Raw genomic sequence first — 18,848 nt, forward strand, 5'->3', positions numbered from 1 at the left:
TCATTCTTGCGAGGCTGGTGCGCACACTTTGGTGGTGTCGTCATGGTCTTCGCGCAGAGTGGGGCTGCACTTCAGGCAGTCTTTTGCTCTGTTTGAAGACATGTTTTCCTCTGCTTTCCATGCGTCGGCATCGGCCCACGCTTCGGTTTCTTCCTCGACGTCTTTCCCGCGTTTTCGTCCCGCGCTTCTGCCCGTCAGTGTGATGGCTGCGTGGGCCTGTGCGTGCGTTTCGGCGGCCCATGCGCAATCCACCTTGCCTGAAGTGCATGTGCAATCGACGCGCACGGTCGATTCGGCTCTCGGCCTGTCCAACTCCGCGAAGTCCGGCGCCAACGTCGATGTGCCGGTGCAGGATGTGCCCGCCAGCGTGTCCACGGTATCGTCGCAGCAGATGGACGAGCGTGCCGACTTTGAAGTGGCCGATGCCGTCACGCGCACTGTGGGGCTGTCGGTGGACAGCACACCGGGCAATGGCGGTCTGGCGTTTTCCAGTCGCGGCTTTGCGGGCGTGAATTCGGTGGGCGTGGCGGAAGACGGGATGATGCTCGGCGTCGCCTCCGGCACGATCAACTATCCGAGTGATGCCTGGGGCTACGAGCGTATCGACGTGTTGCGTGGTCCTGCGTCCATCGTGTATGGCAGCGGCACCATGGGCGGCACGGTCAACGCCATGCGCAAGCAGCCGAGCCGCGAGCGCTCCACCGATCTGCTTGTGGGCGCGGGCAGCCATGGCGAGATGCGCCTGGGTTTCGGCATGACGGGTGCGATCAGCGAGACGCTGAGCTACCGCATCGATGCCTACGGGCAGCGCCGCAATGGCGAGCGTGAACTGGGCAAATCAAGCAGCCAGAAGCTGATGACAGGCCTGCGCTGGCAGCCGCGTGCCGATCTGAAAGTGGACCTCACTGCCGACATCGCAGAGCAGAAACCCGAGCGCTATTTCGGCACGCCTGCGATCGATGGGCAACTGGTGCGTTCGCTGCGCAACACCAATTACAACGTGCAGGACAGCGACATCCAGTACAAGGACAAGCGCGTGCGTGCCAAGGCCGAGTGGACGGCCAGCGACCTGCTGACTTTGCGCGATGAGCTGTATTGGTTCAAGGCGGATCGCCACTGGCGCAATGCCGAGATGTACAGCTTCGATCCGCGAAGCGGCGTGGTCACGCGCGGCGATTATCTGGAGATCGGCCACGATCTGGAGCAGAAGGGCAACCGCGTCGGTGCCGATCTGAAACTGGCCGATCATCGCATCGCCATCGGCTGGGACTTCTCCGAAGCGCGGTACACGAACATCAGCAATTCGCCGTACAGCACGCCGTCCAACGACCTCAGTGCGTGGAATCCCGAGCATGGTTCTTGGACGAGTCCCGACCCGTATCTGGCGCGCAGCAAAACGCAATTGCGTCAGCACGCGCTGTATCTGGAGGACGCATGGCAGGTGTCCAAACAGTGGCTTTTGATGGCGGGGCTGCGACGCGATTGGTATGACTTCGACCAGCGCAATCTGATCACGGGCACGACCGCGGCGACGGACTTGAGCGGCACGTCCTGGCGCGTGGGTGCGACCTACAAGCTGAGCGAGCGCAGCAGTCTTTATGCGCAGCTCAGCCGTGGACATGATCCCGTCGGCAGTCTCGTGTCGCTGTCCGCATCGCAGACAGCGTTCAAGCTCACGCGCGGTCGGCAGGCTGAAATCGGCTGGAAGCAGCAACTGCCCGATGAACGTGGCGAGCTGACGTTGGCGGCGTTCGACATCACCAAGAGCGACATCATCACGCGCGATCCGCTGCGGCCTGCGCTGTCGGTGCAAGGGGGCAAGCAGTCCTCGCGCGGCGTGGAGTTGAGTGCGGCCTACAAGGTCAACGCCGCGTTGCGTGTGGACGGCAATGTGGCCTACGTGAAGGCCAAGTTCGACGAATTCCGAGAAGGCAGCACGGGCGCTGATCGTGCGGGCAATCGTCCTGCCAATGTGCCTTCGACGACGGCCAATCTCTGGGGCCACTATCGCATCGGCGCGTGGCAGACATCGCTTGGTCTGCGCCATGTCGGCAGCCGCTATTCCAACAACGCCAACACCTCGCAACTGCCGCGCTACACGGTGGCCGATGCGGTGCTGCGCTGGGACATGAGCAAGACCACGGCGTTGAGCCTGGTGGTGCGCAATCTGACCAATCGCGTGTACGCCACCTCGTCGTACTACGACGATCAGTGGCTGGTGGCACCGGGCCGCAGCGTAGCCCTCACGGGGCAGTTCCGTTTCTGATCTGCGTGTGAAAGGAATCGCGAAGATGGCTCCAGAGATTTCAATGCGGTGCATGCGCGCAGTGGCCGTCTTCGCGATGGCGTTCTCGGTGCTGGGTGCTGCGCATGCACAGCAGCCGCGTGCGCAGCCCTTGGTGGTCGAGGTGTGCGGCAAGCCCGTGACCTACACGCGCGTGCCGCAGCGCGCGGTCACGCATGACGTGAACATCACGGAGATGTTTCTGTATCTTGGTCTGGGATCGAAGCTGGTGGGTTACTCCGGCATCTCGGCGACCAAGGAGATCGCGCCTCGGTATCGCGCGCAGTTGGCGAGCGTGCCCGACCTCTCGAAGAAGGACATGAATCTGGAGAGCATGCTGGGCGTGCGTGCCGATTTTGTGTTTGCCGGATGGAGCTATGGTTTTCGGCAGGGCGGGGTGACGCCCGATCTGCTCAAGCGCTACGGCGTCGATTCGTATTTGCTGCGCGAGTCCTGCATCCATGTCGAAAAGCGCGAGCGGGTCTCGCTGGCCGATGGGCTGATCGACATGCGCAACGTGGCGCGCATCTTCGACGTGGAAAAGGAGAATGCGCCCAGGCTGCAGGCGCTGGAGTCGCGCATCGACACGTTGGCGCAGCGCATGAAGGGCGTCCAGCAACGTCCGCGCGTGTTCGTCTACGACAGCGGTCAGCGCCTGCCGGTGACGGCGGGCCGCTTCGGCATGCCGCATGCACTGATCGAAGCAGCGGGCGGCGAGAACATCTTTGCCGATATCGCCACCAACTGGCCCACGGGCAATTGGGAAGACGTGATCGCGCGCGATCCGGAGTGGATCGTGATCGTTGATTACGACCAACCCGATGCACAAGGCAAGATCGATTTTCTGCTGCACAAAAAGGAGTTGGCGCAGGTCGAGGCGATTCGCAAGAAGCGCTTTTTCGTGATGACCTATTCGGATGCGACGCCCAGTCCCGGCAATGTGGACATGGCCGAAGCGCTGGCACGCAAGCTGCATCCCGAGCGCTTTGCGGGCAAGTGAGCGGTGATCAGCATGCGCAAGCGACCTCTTGGCACATGGCTTGGCGTGTTGGCGCTGTTGCTGCTCGTTGCGATGACGGCGGGCGTGGCGCTGGGTTCGGTGAATGTGCCGCCGTTGGTCGTCTGGCGCATTGTCTTGGGCGATCTGCTGGGCGAGCTGTTCGGCATGTCATCGACGGCTGACTTCAGCGTGCAGCAGCACCAGATCGTCTGGCTGGTGCGTGCGCCGCGCGTGCTCATGGCCGTGCTGGTGGGGGCGGGGCTGGCGACGGTCGGTGTGGTCATGCAGGCCATGGTGCGCAATCCGTTGGCCGATCCGTACATGCTGGGCGTGTCGTCGGGCGCGTCGGTGGGGGCGGTGTCCGTGCTGGCCTGGGGCAGCTTCGCGTTTGCGGGTGTGTATGCGATTTCGGCGGGCGCTTTTGTGGGCGCGCTGGCCGCCACCACCGCCGTCTACTGGCTTGCGCGGGGCAACGCGCGAGGGCGGGTTCAGCAGTCCACGCGCTTGATTCTGAGCGGCGTGGCCGTGGGCTATTTTCTGACCGGGCTGACCAGCCTGATCGCGCTGACGTCCGGGCAGCGCGACCTGGCCGGAGCGTTGATGACATGGACGCTCGGCAGCCTTGCAGGCACGCAGTGGAGCAGCCTGATGCTGCCTGCGATCGTGCTGCTCGTCGGCATCGTCTGGCTGCTGTTGCAGACCCAGTCGCTCAACGCCTTGATGACGGGCGACGAGACCGCCGCCACGCTCGGCGTGAACACACATGCACTGCGGCGTGCGCTGTTTGTGGTGGTGTCGTTGCTGACGGGCGTGATGGTCGCGGCGAGCGGTGCGATTGGGTTTGTCGGACTGGTCGTGCCGCATGTGGCGCGCATGCTCGTCGGGTCGGACCATGGCCGGGTGTTGCCGCTGGCGGCGTTGATGGGCGCGTTGTTTCTGGTCGTCGTCGATCTGCTTGCGCGCGTGCTGTTTTCGCCGATGGAGGTACCGGTGGGCGTGATCACCGCGCTGATCGGCGGGCCGTTCTTTGTGTGGATGCTGATGCGCCAGTCGCGCGTGGCGGGAGATCCGGCATGAGCGTGCTGCTCGAAGCCAGCCAACTGCGTTGGAGCATTGCGGGCAAGACCGTGGTGAACCATGTGTCGGTCCAGTTGCGCGATGGCGAATGCCTTGGCGTGATCGGCCCGAACGGTTGCGGCAAGTCGAGTCTGCTGCGCATGCTGTACCGCGTGATCCGCCCGCATGCGGGCACGGTGCAGTTGGCAGGGCGCGATGTCTGGGAGATGTCCGCTCGCGGCTTTGCGCAGCAGGTCGCAGTGCTCACGCAGGAGTTCGCTCCGGCGTTCGACATGTCGGTGGAAGAGACCGTGATGATGGGGCGCATTCCTCACCATTCATCGTGGGCGCTGCATGGCGCGCGCGATCGGGCGTTGGTGCGTGAATGTCTGGAGCAGGTCGGTTGCAAGACGCTGCTGGATCGCGATTTCGCGCGCCTGTCCGGCGGCGAAAAGCAGCGCGTGCTGCTTGCGCGCGCACTGGCGCAGCAGCCGCAATGCCTGCTGCTCGACGAGCCGACAAATCATCTGGATGTGCGCTACCAGCACGAGTTGATGGCGCTGGTGCGCGGCGTGGGGCGCAGCACGCTGGTGGTGCTGCACGATCTGAACATCGCAGCGCAGTACTGCGACCGGCTGTGCCTCATGCACCACGGCGCGCTGGTGGCACAAGGCACGCCTGACGAGGTGCTCACGCCAGAGAACATTGCAGCGGTCTACGGAATGGACGCCGTGGTCGACGCCCATCCCTTCACCGGCAAACCGAGAGTGACGTTCTGCGCCTGAACGTCAGCGAACAGGAAAAAAGAGGTATTCCAACTGCGAGCCAGGCAGCGAAGTGGGCACTCGAATCACTCACCCCAATGGCGAGATGGGGCCGCAGGCGCGACGCGAAGCCGCAGACAGTACTCTCGTACGGCAAGGCTTCTGCAACAAAGCATGCGGCCCCATATCGCCACCTCAAAAAGAGGACTGTCCGAGCACGCGCCATCGCACGTGCCCATCACATCACTGGTTCATCCCTGTATGAAGGGGTAAGCCAGAGATCACAGCGTCTTGAAGACTTCGCGGGCGGCTTCTATGGTCTTGTCGATGTCGGCGTTGGTGTGCGCTGCGCTGACGAAACCGGCCTCATACAACGCAGGCGCGAAGTAGTGGCCGCGATCGAGCATGCCGTGGTAGAACTTGTTGAATACCTTGCCGTCGGTCTTCATGACTTCGGCGTAGGTCTTGGGCAGTTCGGGCAGGAAGTAGAAACCGAACAGGCCGCCCTGGTGGTCGACGCTGAACGGAACGCCTGCTGCATCGGCTTCCTTCTTGAGGCCTGCCATCAGGCGGCCGGTGGTGGCGTGCAGTGCTTCGTGGAAACCGGGCTTGCTGATCAGCTCCAGCGTTTTCAAGCCGCAGGCAGTGGCGATCGGATTGCCCGACAACGTGCCGGCCTGATACACCGGGCCAAGCGGCGAGAGCTTTTCCATGATCTCGCGGCGTGCGCCGAAGGCGGCCATGGGCATGCCGCCGCCGATGACCTTGCCCATCACCGTGATGTCGGGCTGGAAGCCTTCGATCTGCTGGGCGTAGATGCTTTGAGCGCTGCCGAGCGCCACGCGGAAGCCGGTCATGACTTCGTCGTAGATCATCAGCGCGCCGTGTTCACGGGTCAGCTCGCGGATGCGGCGGGTGAACTCGACGCTGGCGCGCACGAAGTTCATGTTGCCAGCGATCGGCTCCATGATCACGCAGGCGATTTCACTGCCGATCTTGGCAAAGGCTTCTTCAAGCTGGCCGACGTCGTTGTATTCGAGAACGATGGTGTCCTTGACCACATCGGCAGGCACACCTGCCGATGACGACGAGCCGAACGTGGCAAGGCCCGAGCCCGCCTTGACCAGCAGCGAATCGGCGTGGCCGTGATAGCAGCCGTTGAACTTGATGATCTTGTTGCGACCCGTGAAGCCGCGCGCCAGACGCAGCGCGCTCATGCCCGCTTCGGTGCCCGAGCTCACCATGCGCACCATTTCCATCGATGGAACGAGCTTGATGATGGCTTCGGCCAGATGCACTTCGCGCTCGGTCGGTGCGCCGTACGAGAAGCCTTCGAGCACGGCCTTCTGCACTTCGGCGATCACTTCGGGATGGCCGTGGCCGAGGATCATCGGGCCCCAGCTGCCGATGTAGTCGGTGAACTGCTGGCCATTGGTGTCCCAGAAGTAGGCACCGAGTGCGTGTTCGACAAAGCGCGGCGTGCCGCCGACGGCGTTGAAGGCGCGCACGGGCGAGTTCACGCCGCCGGGGATGACCCGCTTGGCGCGCTCGAACAGGGGAACGTTGAGATCTTGAGAAACTTGGGAGTCAGTGGGATGTGTCATTGGGAGGAATTCGTGAAGCATCGACGCCCTTGGCGTCGTCGGACTCGGAAGATTCTTCGTCTTCTTCATCCTCATCGGGCTGGGCCCAGAACATGCGATCGGGCAGCAACTGGCCCATGCCGGGGCGGTAGCCTGCGGCGAGGCAGCCGTCCAGATAGGTCAGCGCCTCGCGCGTCGCATCGCCCAGATCATTGTCACAGGCGATGAGGGCCGCAAGCGCTGCCGACAAGGTATCGCCAGCTCCGGCAAAACTCAGCTCGAAACGCTCGAACTGGCCGTTGCCGAGCACGGCCTGCGGCGTGCACAGCACGTTGTCGAAATGTTCCTTGTCCACAGGCACGCCTGTTACAAGTGTGTAGGGCACGCCCTTGACGGACGCGGCCTTGGCGATCTCGCGCGCGGTGGGCAGGCGGTCGTTTTCCCAGTCCGGCAGCAGCCAGCGGCGCAGTGTGCTGTGGTTTCCTACCAACACTGAGGTCTGCGGAAGCAGCAATTCCACAAATGCGTCGAGGTACTGGTCGATCAGGTCGTCGCTCCACCAGGACAGGCTCGGCATGTAGGCGATCACTGGAACGTCGGAGTAATCGGCCGTCAATTCGGCGATGGTCGCGAGGTTTTCGGGACTGCCGGCGAAGCCCACCTTGATGGCTTGTACGGGCATATCCTGAAAAACAGTTCGTGCTTGATCTGCGACAGTATCGTCGTCGAAAGCGACAAAATCGACGATTTCCGTTGTGTCTCTGACATACGTGCCCGTCACAATAGCCAGCGCATGCGCCCCTACGGAGGCGATAGCGGCTGTGTCGCCGGTCAATCCGCCCGCCCCACTGGGGTCGTTGGCGTTGAAGGTCATCACGCAGACGGCAGCGGCGACCTCGTCGGCGGTTGGTTTTTCGGACTGGTGGGAGATGGGGGAGTTGGAGTCTTGTTTCATGTACGGACGCCAGCGTATACGGTGGCGCGAAAGCCGCATCTCACGGTGATGTCTAGATACAATCGTTGCATTCTATGTGAAGGCTCTTTAAGCTGTGACAAACTCAAAAACTTGGATGTGTCTGATTTGCGGTTGGATATATGACGAAGCCGAGGGGGCTCCCGATCATGGTATTGCACCCAACACGTCATGGGAACAAGTACCCATGAACTGGACATGTCCCGAGTGCGGCGCACGCAAAGAAGACTTCGAGATGGTGGAAATCTGATGAAGAACGCTCGCAGTTGCGAAGTTTCGATTCCTTGGGAGCGGTGAAATTGACTACAGGTGGAAATCCAACATTCAAGGTGCTGGTTGTCGACGACAGCAACACCATTCGCCGCAGTGCGGAAATCTTTCTCAAGCAGGGCGGGCACGAAGTGCTGCTGGCTGACGATGGTTTCGACGCGCTCTCGAAGATCAACGACTTCAATCCGCAATTGATTTTCTGCGACATCCTGATGCCCAAGCTCGACGGCTATCAGACATGCGCAATCATCAAGCGCAACGCCAAATATTCAGACACGCCGGTCGTGATGCTGTCCTCCAAGGACGGTGTGTTCGACAAGGCGCGCGGCCGCATGGTCGGCTGTCAGGAATACCTCACCAAACCGTTTACGAAAGACCAGTTGCTGCAAGCCGTGCAGCAGTTTGGCAATATGGATCAAGGAGCTAAGTAAATGCCCATTCAGAAAGTTTTGGTTGTCGACGATTCGAAGACGGAACTGATGTACCTCACCGACCTGCTGCAGAAAAAAGGCATGCAGGTGCGTACCGCCGAGAACGCGGACGAAGCCATCAAGCGTCTGGCCGAAGAAAAGCCCGACCTGATTCTGATGGACGTGGTGATGCCAGGCCAGAACGGCTTTCAGCTCACGCGTTCGATCTCGCGCGATCCGCTGTATGCCGATGTGCCGATCATCATGTGCACCAGCAAGAATCAGGAGACTGATCGCGTCTGGGGCATGCGCCAGGGGGCTCGTGCCTACATCACCAAGCCAGTGGATCCGGCCGAGTTGCAGGCCAAGATCGACTCGCTGAGCTGATCATTTCATTGATTCATCAGAGTTATTAAGCGGACCCATGGCCAATCGCGAAGCCCTCAGAGAACTCCAGACCCGTCTTGCCAGCCGCCTGCAGGCAGCGAAGGCGGAAGGCTCGAACGTGTCGTCCTGGCTGGCCGTGGAGACCGCTGGCGCGCGGTATCTGTTGCCGCTCGGCCATTCGGGTGAAATTTTTCCGTGGACCGGGGTGCAGGCTGTGCCTTATACGAAGCCCTGGTTCCTGGGTGTCGCCAACCTGCGCGGCGCGCTCATGGGTGTGGTTGATCTGGGCGGGCTCATGGGCACGCAGATCCAACGCACCGAGCAGGCGCTGGCGGATGCGAGTCTGCTGGCGATGAATCCGGCGCTGGGTGTGAACTCCGCGCTGATGGTGGACAAATTGCTCGGGTTGCGCGGCACGGATGCGTTCGTGTCGTCGGAATCACCCGGCGAGGGAGCGCCCGAATATTTCGGCTCCCGCTATTCGGATGCGCAAGGCGCGCAGTGGCAGGAGTTGAATCTGCAGGCGATGTCGCAGAGTCCTGTTTTTCTAGGTATTGGCGTTTGAGATTTTCTGTAAGGCTGCATTATGTCTTTTTCACTTGACAAACTGTTCAAACGCAAAGGCGCGACGGCCGATGCGGGCGCTGACCTGGCGGTAGCGGGCGCGGAACAGGATTCAGTGGTCGGGAGCACGACCGATGATTCGTTCCAGAACGAGGGCATGTACAGCGTGCAGGGCGATCCCAACCAAACGTCGCAGTTTGTCGATGACGAGGATTTCGGCAACCACGAACTGATTGCGCTGCCATTGCTGGGCCGCGCAACGGCCGCTTCGCATCAGCGCAAGTTGCTGCTGCTGCTCGGTATCGGTCTGGTGGTGCTGGCGCTGATCGCCGGTTGGGTGTTGCAGCAGTCCAATCGTGTGGCCCAGCAGCTGACGGCTACCGGTCAGTCGCTGATGCAGTCACAACGTCTGGCGAAGTCCGTGTCGCAGGCGCTGGTGGGTGCGCCCTCGGCTTTCCCTGACGTGAAGGACAGCTCGGACGTTCTGACGCGCAACGTGAATGCGCTGAACAGCGGCGACAGCGAACTCGGCGTGCAATCGCTGGGCGACAACTTCAAGCCCGAGCTGGACACCGTTTCGCCGCTGGTGGAACGCGCCGACCGCAACGCCAAGGTGGTGCTGGGTCAGCAAAAGATTCTGACGCAGGTGGGTGACGCTCTGCGTACCATCAACCGTCAATCCGCAGACTTGCTGGAAATCGCCGAAACGGTTTCTTCGCTCAAGCTGCAGCAGAACGCTTCTTCCGCAGAAATTTCCGCCGCTGGTCAGCTCGTGATGTTGACCCAGCGTATCGGCAAGTCCGCCAACGAATTCCAAACGACCGAAGGTGTGAGCCCCGAGGCCGTGTTCCTGCTGGGCAAGGACTTGAACTCCTTCAAGGAAATCGCGCAAGGCCTGCTGGACGGCAGCTCCGAATTGCGCCTGCCCGCCAGCCGCGATCCACAGACACGCGAACAGCTCGACGGCCTGATCAAGCTGTATGACCAGACCCGCACGCAAGCCGGCGCGATTCTGGGCAACCTGCAAGGTCTGGTGTCCGCTCGCGAAGCGCAATCCGCCATCGTGGCCGATTCCGAACCTCTGCGTCGCGGCATGGAAACGCTGCAGACCAAGCTGTCCGAGCAAAGCGGCATTGGCCTTGGCCAACTGGTTGCGCTGGTGTTGGCTGGCGCGTTCGTCGTGCTTTGCGGTATCGGCATTTCCCGCGTTCAACTGGGTGACTCGCGCAATCGTCAGGCAGCTGCCGAATCGCTGCAGCGCGATGCCAAGCGTCAGGAGCAGGAAGCCAAGCGCGTGAACGACGCGAACCAAGCCGCCATTTTGCGTTTGATGAACGAACTGCAGTCGGTCGCTGAAGGTGACTTGACCCAGGAAGCGACCGTGACCGAAGACATCACCGGCGCTATTGCCGACTCGGTGAACTACACGGTGGAAGAATTGCGACAGCTGGTGGGCTCGGTGCAGAACACCGCTACCCGCGTGGCCCACACAACGGCTCAGGTGGATGCGACGTCGACCGAACTGCTGGCAGCTTCGACCGAACAGTTGCGCGAGATTCGCGAAACCGGCCGCTCGGTTCTTGAAATGGCCGGTCGTATCAATGACGTGTCGGTGCAGGCCCAGGAATCCGCAGCGGTTGCGCGCCAGTCGCTGCAAGCTGCTGATCAAGGCCTGACCGCTGTGCAGAACGCCATCGGCGGTATGAACTCGATCCGTGACCAGATTCAGGACACCTCCAAGCGCATCAAGCGACTGGGTGAATCGTCGCAGGAGATTGGTGAAATCACCGAACTGATTTCCGACATTACCGAGCAGACCAACGTGCTGGCTCTGAACGCCGCCATTCAGGCCGCGTCGGCCGGTGAAGCCGGCCGAGGCTTCTCGGTGGTTGCGGAAGAAGTGCAGCGTCTGGCGGAACGTTCCGCCGATGCGACGCGCCAGATTTCGGCACTCGTGAAGGCGATTCAGACCGACACCCAGGACGCGGTGGCCGCTATGGAACGTTCCACGCAGGGTGTGGTGGAAGGGGCCCGTCTGTCCGACTCCGCCGGTACCGCGCTGACCGAGATTGACCGCGTGTCGCGCCGTCTGTCCGAACTGATTGAACAGTTCTCGACCTCCACATCGCGCGAGGCCGAACTCGCCAACGACGTGGCCGAGAACATCCAGCACATTTTTGCGGTGACGGAGCAGACCGGTGAGGGTACGCGTGCAACTGCCCAGCAGGTGCGCGAGCTGTCCCAAGTGGCCGAGGAACTTCGTCAGTCCGTTTCGCGTTTCAAGATTGCCTGAGACCACTGTTTCCTCATTAACGAACTGGTCCCTCGTGGGCCGGGGACGAATCCATGTCATCTCTTGAGGCTGTCAACGCTTCGGTCACTGATTGGACGCACGGCGAGCAGGACCTGGGTCCGCTCGCGTGGGTGCTTGATGAACTGCGCAAATCGCTGGACACCACGGTCAAGTCCATGCGCCGTTTTGTGCGTGATGCCGAAGTCGCTCGCGAATCCGATCTTGCTTCCCTGGACGTGAGTCCACTGCGCATGGCGCGCCAACAACTGCACCAGGCCAGCGGCGCGCTGGACATGGTGGGCATGGTGTCGCCAGCGCTGATCCTGCGTGCGCTCGAGTCCGCAGTGCAGAAATACGTGCAACGCCCCGAGCTGTGCACGGACGAATCGGCCAACATCATCGAACGCGCGAGTTTCGCGCTCGTCGCCTATCTGGAAAGCGTGCTGGCAGGCAAGCCAGTGTCTGCCGTCTCCCTGTTTCCGCAGTACCGCGAAGCACAGGCCCTGAACGGCGTGGAGCGCGTGCATCCGGCCGATCTGTGGCCGGTGGAGCGCCGTTTCCGCGAACCCGATTTCGCCATCTCGGTGGCACCACGGGCCTACGACGCCGACGCGCGCAGCAAGCTCGACAGCGCGGTGCTGCGCATCATCAAAAGCGGTGATCTGGCAGCCGACGCCGAACTGCTCCAGCTCTGCCAGGGCTTTGCCGCTGGTGAGGCCGACCGCCAGATCCGCTCGTTCTGGAAGATCTGCAGTGGCTTCTTCGAAGCGCTGGTCGCCGGTCTGATCAAACCCGATGTGTATGTGAAGCGCGTGGCCTCGCGCGTGCTGCTGCAGTACGCGACGCTGGCCAAGGGTGACCAGACCATCGCCGATCGTCTGGTGCACGAGTTGCTGTTCTTCTGCGCACAGGCCAAGCAGCCGGACAGCGCCGCTGATGCGAACTCGGCGACGCCCGCGCTCGACGCGGTGCGTCAGGCCTTCGGTCTGCAGCGCTATGTGCCGGTGGACTACAACCAGGCACGCTTCGGCCTGTTCGATCCCACCGTTCTCGCGCAGGCGCGCAAGCGCATCGGCTCGGCCACGGAAACCTGGTCGGCTCTGGCCGGTGGTGATCGCAACAAGCTCAAGCCTTCCGTTGACCAGTTCAGTCTGGTCTGCGATTCGCTGCGCAAGCTCCATCCCGGCAGCGAGCCACTCGCCGCAGCGCTGATGCGCGCGGTCGAGAAGACCGCGCAATCCGGCGAACCACCAGCGCCCGCATTGGCGATGGAAGTGGCGACCGCCGTGCTGTATCTGCAGGCCTCGTTCGAAGAACTCGACGTGGCGCAGGACCATATGGGCGAACGCGCCAAGCGCCTCGCGCAGCGTTTGGACGGCGTGGTCGCCGGTGGCGATTCCGAGCCGCTCGAACCCTGGATGGAGGAGCTGTACCGCCGCGTCAGCGACCACCAGACCATGGGCAGCGTGGTCGATGAACTGCGCGCCACGCTGGCCGATGCGGAAAAATCCATGGACCAGTTCTTCCGCACGCCGGAAGACGTGTCCGTGCTGAACAACGTGCCAGGCCGCCTCGGCCAGATGCGCGGCGTGATGTCGGTGCTGGGTCTCGACCAGGCATCGCACGCCGTGGTGCACATGCGCGATACGGTCGAACGCCTGATCGTCGGCAACGTGCCCGAAGAAGAACGCAAGTCGGTGTTCGACAAGCTGGGCAACAGCATGGGCGCGCTCGGCTTTCTGATCGACATGCTGAGCTATCAGCGCACGATGGCGCGCAAGCTGTTCGTGTACGACGAGGCCGAAGGCGAGCTCAAGCTCGTCATGGGCCGCGCCAAACAGCAACGCGCCGAAGACACGCCCGAACATGCCGAAAGCATGCGCGATGCGCGCGGTGGCCCACCCGTTGCGCAGCCAGAGCAGACCGCCGCCGCTGTGCCCGAACTGCCAGAAGCGCCAGCAGCCGTCGACGCTGCACAAGCTGCTGCGCCGCAGGAACTCGCGAACCTCGGCACGCCAGCCGAGGCCGCACCGGAAGCCATCATCATCGAGTCGACGGACTCTCCCGTCACCATCGCTGTGGAGCCGCTGCAGCCGCCCGTTTCCGCACCGTTGCCCGCGCCGGAAGACGAGGACGACGAGCTGCTCCAGATCTTCCTGGAAGAAGCCCGCGAAGTCATCGGCAACGGCACAGCCGCTGTCGAAGCACTGCACCGCGCGCCGTCCGACCTGAGCGAACAGACCACGCTGCGCCGTGCGTTCCACACGCTCAAGGGCAGCTCGCGCATGGTGGGCCTGAACGCGTTCGGCGAGGCCGCATGGTCGATGGAGCAAGTGCTCAACGCCTGGCTGGCCGAGCAAAAGCCCGTGCAGCCCGATCTGCTCACGCTGGCACAAGATACGCTGTCCGCGTTCGGCCGCTGGGTGGACGACATCGCCGCTGGCAACGCCAGCGCGTGGAGCCCTCAGCCGTTCGTCACATCGGCCGATGCGATGCGCACCGACGGCCGTCTGGTGCCGCTGGCGCTGGGTGCGGCGCCCGCAGTCATTGCGGTGGCTGCGGTTGCCGCTCCGGTCGCCGAAGAAGCCGCGCCTGTGTCGGCGCTGGCTCCTGTCGAGCCCGTGGCCGATGCGACATTCGACCTGCCTGAGTTGAGCGACGCGGCTCCCGAGCCAGCACCTGCCGCACACGATGCGCATGCGCCGCTGGACTTCAGCGCCACCATGCCTTTCGAGCTGGATGCTGCCGACTTGGCCGCTCTGGCTCCTCCGGCCCATGCCGCGCCGCTGCTGGAAGGCGACGCTGCCAAGGAAATCGACTTCTCGGAATTCGAGCAGGCATTGGAAGCTGCGCCCACACCAGCAGCACCGATCGTTCCCGTTCATGTGGCCAATCTGGAGCCGCACGAGCTGCCGACCATCGCATCGGAAGACGGCGTTGTCGAGCCGAGCATTCTCGACCTCAAGCTGGAAGCGCGCGCACAGAACACGCAGGGCGCACAGCTTGCGCCAGTGCCGCAGCCTGAAGTCTCCGAGGTGGCTGATGTGGCCGATCTTGCGGCCTTCGAGCTGACCGACGTGGAACTGCCACCGGTGACCGAGGTGACCGAAGTCGCCGCAGTTCCGCAAGCCCAGGAGCAGGAGATTTCCGCTGCCGAACTCGAAGCCTTCGGTTTCGAGGAAGCCAAGCCAGAGGCTGTCGAGCCTGTGCTGGAGCAGCCTGCTGTCGCGACCGATCTGACCGGCAAGCATGCAGACTTCTTCCCGATTGGCGAAGTCGAAGCCGAGTTCGTGCACGACATCGAAGAGCCCAAGGTCGAACCTGTCGAGTCCGACGCGCTGGCCGATGTGGAATTCGTGCCGCAGTCGTTCTCCGACTTCGTGTTCGAGGCCACGCCGCCGGTGGCCGAGCCTGTGGTGGAAGCGCCTGCAGAGCCCGTTGCCCAAGCGGAACCCGAGCCCGAACCCGAACCAGCGGTCGATGATTCGACCAAGGTCATCGGTACGCTGCGCATCTCGCTGCCGCTGTACAACGTCTATCTGAGCGAAGCCGAAGAGTGGTCTCAGCGCCTGATCAACGATCTGCAATTCTGGAAGAGCGAGCAGGCCAACAAGCCGGTGCCCGAATCCACGATTGCACGCGCGCACTCGCTGGCCGGAAGCTCCGCCACCGTGGGCTTCACCGCCCTCAGCGAGATGGCTCGTCTGCTGGAGCACACGCTGCAGCACATCCAGCCGCAGCAGTATGGCGTGCCCGCGCAGATGGAAGTCTTCCTGGCCGTGGCCGAAGACATTCGCCGTTTGCTGCACCAGTTCGCTGCCGGTTTCCTCAAGGAGCCGAACGCGCAACTGCTGACCCAGTTGCATGAAATTCTCGACACCGATGTGATCAGCGGCATGGCACCGCTGGACGACGAGGACGCAGAGCGCGATGGGCGCGATCAGCCAGCCGGCAAGCCACAAGCGCATGGCGACGACGCAGTGGCCGACAACGGCTTTGCTGCCGAGACGATTGTGGCGCCGCTGGTGCCGCTGGAAGTTCCAGCACCCGTGGTCACACCACCCGTCACGCCCGAACCGGTTCGTGGCTATGTGGCACCGGCGCTGTCGATTCCCGTGCACAAGCAGGCCGCTGTGGCCGAAGCCCCGGAAGCCAAGGCATCGACCGTACACCATGGCGACGACATCGATGCGGTGGACGTGATCGACCCCGATCTGTTCCCGATCTTCGAAGAAGAAGCCATCGAACTGCTGCCCGTGCTGGGTGGCGCGCTGCGCCAGTGGTCCATGCAGCCGGACAACTTCACCGCCCGCAGCGAATTGCTGCGTGCGCTGCACACCTTGAAGGGCAGTGCGCGTCTGGCCGGTGCGATGCGTCTGGGCGAAATGGCCCACCGCATGGAAACCGACGTCGAGCACATCGACAAGGACACCGCGCACACCGACGACATCGAGCCGCTGCTCAGCAAGCTCGACGGGTTGCAGGAGTCGTTCGACATGCTGCGCAACGTCGGCGCCCAGCCGCTGTCCGAAGCCGTGGCAGTGGCGACGGCCGACGATGTGGTCGCCGTGCTGCCTGTGGCTCCCGTGGTCGAAGCGGCTCAGGCCGCCGAACCCGAAGCTGCTGCGCTGCAGCCGCTGACCACAGCCGCCACGCAGATCGTGATGCCGCCCGCCGTGCCTGCAGGCCCGGTGGCGCGTCCGCTCACGCTGCAGTTGGCCAACACGCGTGCACATGCCGGTCAGACCGTGCGCGTGCGCTCGCAACTGCTGGACCGTCTGGTCAATCAGGCCGGCGAAGTGATGATCGCGCGCTCGCGTCTGGATGTCCGCATGGGCCAGATGCGCAGCTCGCTCAACGATCTGACGGGCAATCTGGAGCGTCTGCGCCAGCAACTGCGCGACATCGAAGTGCAGGCCGAATCGCAGATGCAGTCGCGCATGGCGCTGTCCAAGGAAACGGCGGCCGGGTTCGATCCGCTCGAGTTCGACCGCTTCACCCGCGTGCAGGAACTCACGCGCATGATGGCCGAGTCGGTGAACGACGTGGCGACCGTGCAGCGCAATCTGCAGCGCGCGATGGAAGGTGCCGAAGACGACTTGATCAGCCAGGGCCGCCAGGCCCGCGAGTTGCAGCGCGATCTGCTGCGCACCCGCATGGTCGAGTTCGACAGCATCTCCGAACGTCTGTACGCGCTGGTGCGCCAGTCGTCCAAGGAAACCGGCAAGCAGATCAAGCTGGACATCTCCGGTGGCTCCATCGAAATGGACCGCGGCGTGCTCGATCGGATGACGCCTGCCTTCGAGCACTTGCTGCGCAACTGCGTGGGCCACGGCATCGAAAACCCGGAAACCCGCGTTGCTGCAGGCAAGCCCGCCAGCGGCACGATTCTGGTCACCGTGCGTCAGGAAGGCAACGACGTGGCAGTCGAGTTCCGCGATGACGGCGCTGGCCTGAACGTCGGCCGCATCCGCGAAAAAGCCATCGAGCGTGGCCTGATCACGTCCGACATGCCGGTCAGCGATGTCGAAGCCGCCAACCTGATCTTCATGCCCGGCTTCTCCACCGCCACCGAAGTGACCGGCCTGTCCGGTCGCGGCATCGGCATGGACGTGGTGCGTACCGAAGTGAACGCCCTGGGCGGTCGCATCGAAACTACCACGACCGTTGGGCAGGGTTCTGCGTTCCGTCTGGTGCTGCCGCTGACCACAGCGGTGACGCAGGTGGTGATGCTGCGCGCAGGCAACCTCTCGATCGGCGTGCCCGCCAGTCTGGTGGAAGTCGTGCGCCGCACGACCGCGCAGGAACTGAGCACGGCCTACAGCACCCAGCAGTTCGAAGAAGGCCACGAAAGCCTGCCGTTCTTCTGGTCCGGCGCACTGCTGCAATCTTCGGCGAGCAGCAACGAAGCCAACGCCAAGATCCGCCCCGTCGTGATCCTGCGAAGCGCCGCACAGCGCATCGCGATGCATGTCGATGAAGTGCTGGGCAACCAGGAAGTCGTGGTGAAGAACCTCGGCCCGCAGCTCTCGCGTCTGCCCGGCGTCGCTGGCATGTCCGTGCTGGCATCCGGTGCCGTGGTGCTGATCTACAACCCGGTGGCTCTGGCCAACGTGTTCGGTGCCCGTGTTCAGGAAGCGACCAAGGCCGCATTGCAGGCCAAGGACCAAGCCAACAGCACAGCAGTGGATGCGGAAGGCGCAGCTTCAGGCACGCCAGCCCTGATGGCCCACATCCCCAGCCCACCGCAAGTGCCGCTGATTCTGGTGGTCGACGACTCCATCACCGTGCGCCGCGTGACGCAGCGTCTGCTGCAACGCGAAGGCTACCGCGTGAGCATGGCAGCCGACGGCTTGCAAGCCCTGGAACGCCTGCAGGAAGAACGCCCAACCGTGGTGCTGTCCGACATCGAAATGCCCCGCATGGACGGCTTCGACCTGGCCCGCAACATTCGTGCGGACCAGCGCCTGAAGGACCTGCCGATCATCATGATCACGTCGCGCATCGCGGAAAAGCACCGCGAGCACGCGATGGAGTTGGGTGTGAATCACTACCTCGGCAAGCCATACTCCGACGAAGAGCTCCTAGGCCTGGTTCAACACTACTGCATGCTGGAATCCCAAACCGCCGCAAACTGATTCTTCTGTTTGCCTCTTTGGAACAAGCCGCGTTTCTTCTGGATTCGCGGCTTGTTTGTTTTTGGCCTTGTACGAAGCCTTGTTCGGCTTCGATTGGTCATTCGTTTTGAGGCGCCAATACAGCCCCTCATGCGTCGTTGTCGAAGCCTTGCCGTATCGGCATACTGTCTGCGGCTTCACGCCTAGCCTGAGGGGCTGTCTTGGCGTTGTGGCTACCAATTCGACGGCCCGCTTCGCTTCGCAGGCCCGCTCCAACATGCGGAAACCAAGACCAATCAGTACGAAGCCAAAGTCGGCACGCTACTTGCGCACCGCATCTCGCGCAGTCGCGAGATGCAGCACGAGCGAAGCGATGTGCCGAACCTTCCTCTTATGAAAACACTGACTCGCGGCGGTTGTCCGAACGGAGAGCCCTCCGGGGCTCGCAGTGAGTTCTGCCGCGTGACCCCGCATTCCAAGCGATTTTTGGTGACTTTTTGGCGCAAGCAAAAAGTTACTGCCCCGCCGGGGGCAGTCCCGGCACCCGTAAGCAAACACTTAGCAGACCCAAGCCAAGCAAAACACAACCAAAAGCGGAAAGGACAGGCCGCACACCCTGTCCCCCTCCATGTCCCCGTTCAAAGGTC

At 62.8% G+C, this 18,848-nt stretch carries 12 protein-coding genes; 10 read left to right on the forward strand and 2 right to left on the reverse strand.

Translation table 11 applies throughout. The annotated features are described in order from the left end of the window. The first annotated feature begins 100 nt into the window (after positions 1–100). Genes G7048_RS15320 through G7048_RS15335 form a run of 4 tightly spaced genes read left to right on the forward strand, consistent with a single transcriptional unit; the run spans position 101 to position 5,125 of the window. Positions 101–2,266, forward strand: a complete 2,166-nt coding sequence (locus G7048_RS15320; protein ID WP_166068964.1) for a TonB-dependent siderophore receptor — start codon at positions 101–103, stop codon at positions 2,264–2,266. A gap of 52 nt (positions 2,267–2,318) precedes the next feature. After that, positions 2,319–3,284: an ABC transporter substrate-binding protein gene (locus tag G7048_RS15325; RefSeq protein WP_240932994.1), complete on the forward strand. Its 966-nt coding sequence runs from the start codon at positions 2,319–2,321 to the stop codon at positions 3,282–3,284. Between the two features lie 12 nt (positions 3,285–3,296). Continuing rightward, positions 3,297–4,361, forward strand: coding sequence for an iron ABC transporter permease (locus G7048_RS15330; RefSeq protein WP_166068966.1), 1,065 nt, complete (start codon positions 3,297–3,299; stop codon positions 4,359–4,361). Next, positions 4,358–5,125 (forward strand): heme ABC transporter ATP-binding protein, encoded by a 768-nt coding sequence (locus G7048_RS15335; RefSeq protein WP_166068967.1) that lies wholly within the window; start codon positions 4,358–4,360, stop codon positions 5,123–5,125. Before G7048_RS15330 ends, G7048_RS15335 begins: the two co-directional genes overlap by 4 nt. 260 nt (positions 5,126–5,385) lie before the next feature. Here the strand turns inward: G7048_RS15335 and hemL are convergent, their stop codons facing one another. Together hemL and G7048_RS15345 are read right to left on the reverse strand one after the other, a co-directional pair. Continuing rightward, positions 5,386–6,708 carry a glutamate-1-semialdehyde 2,1-aminomutase gene (gene hemL, locus G7048_RS15340; protein WP_166068968.1) on the reverse strand — a complete coding sequence of 441 codons (1,323 nt, stop codon included), beginning with the start codon at positions 6,706–6,708 and terminating at the stop codon, positions 5,386–5,388. Next, positions 6,692–7,642: a bifunctional hydroxymethylpyrimidine kinase/phosphomethylpyrimidine kinase gene (locus G7048_RS15345; RefSeq protein ID WP_166068969.1), complete on the reverse strand. Its 951-nt coding sequence runs from the start codon at positions 7,640–7,642 to the stop codon at positions 6,692–6,694. The genes hemL and G7048_RS15345 overlap by 17 nt, the downstream gene beginning before the upstream one ends. A 94-nt stretch (positions 7,643–7,736) precedes the next feature. Here G7048_RS15345 and G7048_RS15350 point away from each other — a divergent pair, with 94 nt between their 5' ends. From G7048_RS15350 to G7048_RS15375, 6 genes are read left to right on the forward strand one after another with little or no spacing between them, the layout of a single operon-like run. Next, a complete protein-coding gene (locus tag G7048_RS15350) occupies positions 7,737–7,910 on the forward strand; it encodes a rubredoxin (protein WP_166068970.1) in 174 nt (57 codons plus the stop codon). Positions 7,911–7,959: 49 nt separating this feature from the next. Further along, complete coding sequence (locus tag G7048_RS15355; RefSeq protein WP_166068971.1) at positions 7,960–8,361, forward strand: PleD family two-component system response regulator; 402 nt, start codon at positions 7,960–7,962, stop codon at positions 8,359–8,361. Further along, complete coding sequence (locus G7048_RS15360) at positions 8,362–8,727, forward strand: PleD family two-component system response regulator (protein ID WP_166068972.1); 366 nt, start codon at positions 8,362–8,364, stop codon at positions 8,725–8,727. Between the two features lie 37 nt (positions 8,728–8,764). Continuing rightward, positions 8,765–9,292, forward strand: a complete 528-nt coding sequence (locus G7048_RS15365; protein ID WP_166068973.1) for a chemotaxis protein CheW — start codon at positions 8,765–8,767, stop codon at positions 9,290–9,292. A gap of 21 nt (positions 9,293–9,313) precedes the next feature. Beyond that, the gene (locus G7048_RS15370) at positions 9,314–11,584 is read left to right on the forward strand and encodes a methyl-accepting chemotaxis protein (RefSeq protein WP_166068974.1); all 2,271 of its coding nucleotides are present in this window, start codon (positions 9,314–9,316) and stop codon (positions 11,582–11,584) included. A gap of 53 nt (positions 11,585–11,637) precedes the next feature. After that, positions 11,638–18,222, forward strand: a complete 6,585-nt coding sequence (locus G7048_RS15375; protein ID WP_166068975.1) for an Hpt domain-containing protein — start codon at positions 11,638–11,640, stop codon at positions 18,220–18,222. Positions 18,223–18,848: the final 626 nt, after the last annotated feature.

Source organism: Diaphorobacter sp. HDW4B, from assembly GCF_011305535.1.
Taxonomy (GTDB): domain Bacteria; phylum Pseudomonadota; class Gammaproteobacteria; order Burkholderiales; family Burkholderiaceae_C; genus Diaphorobacter_A.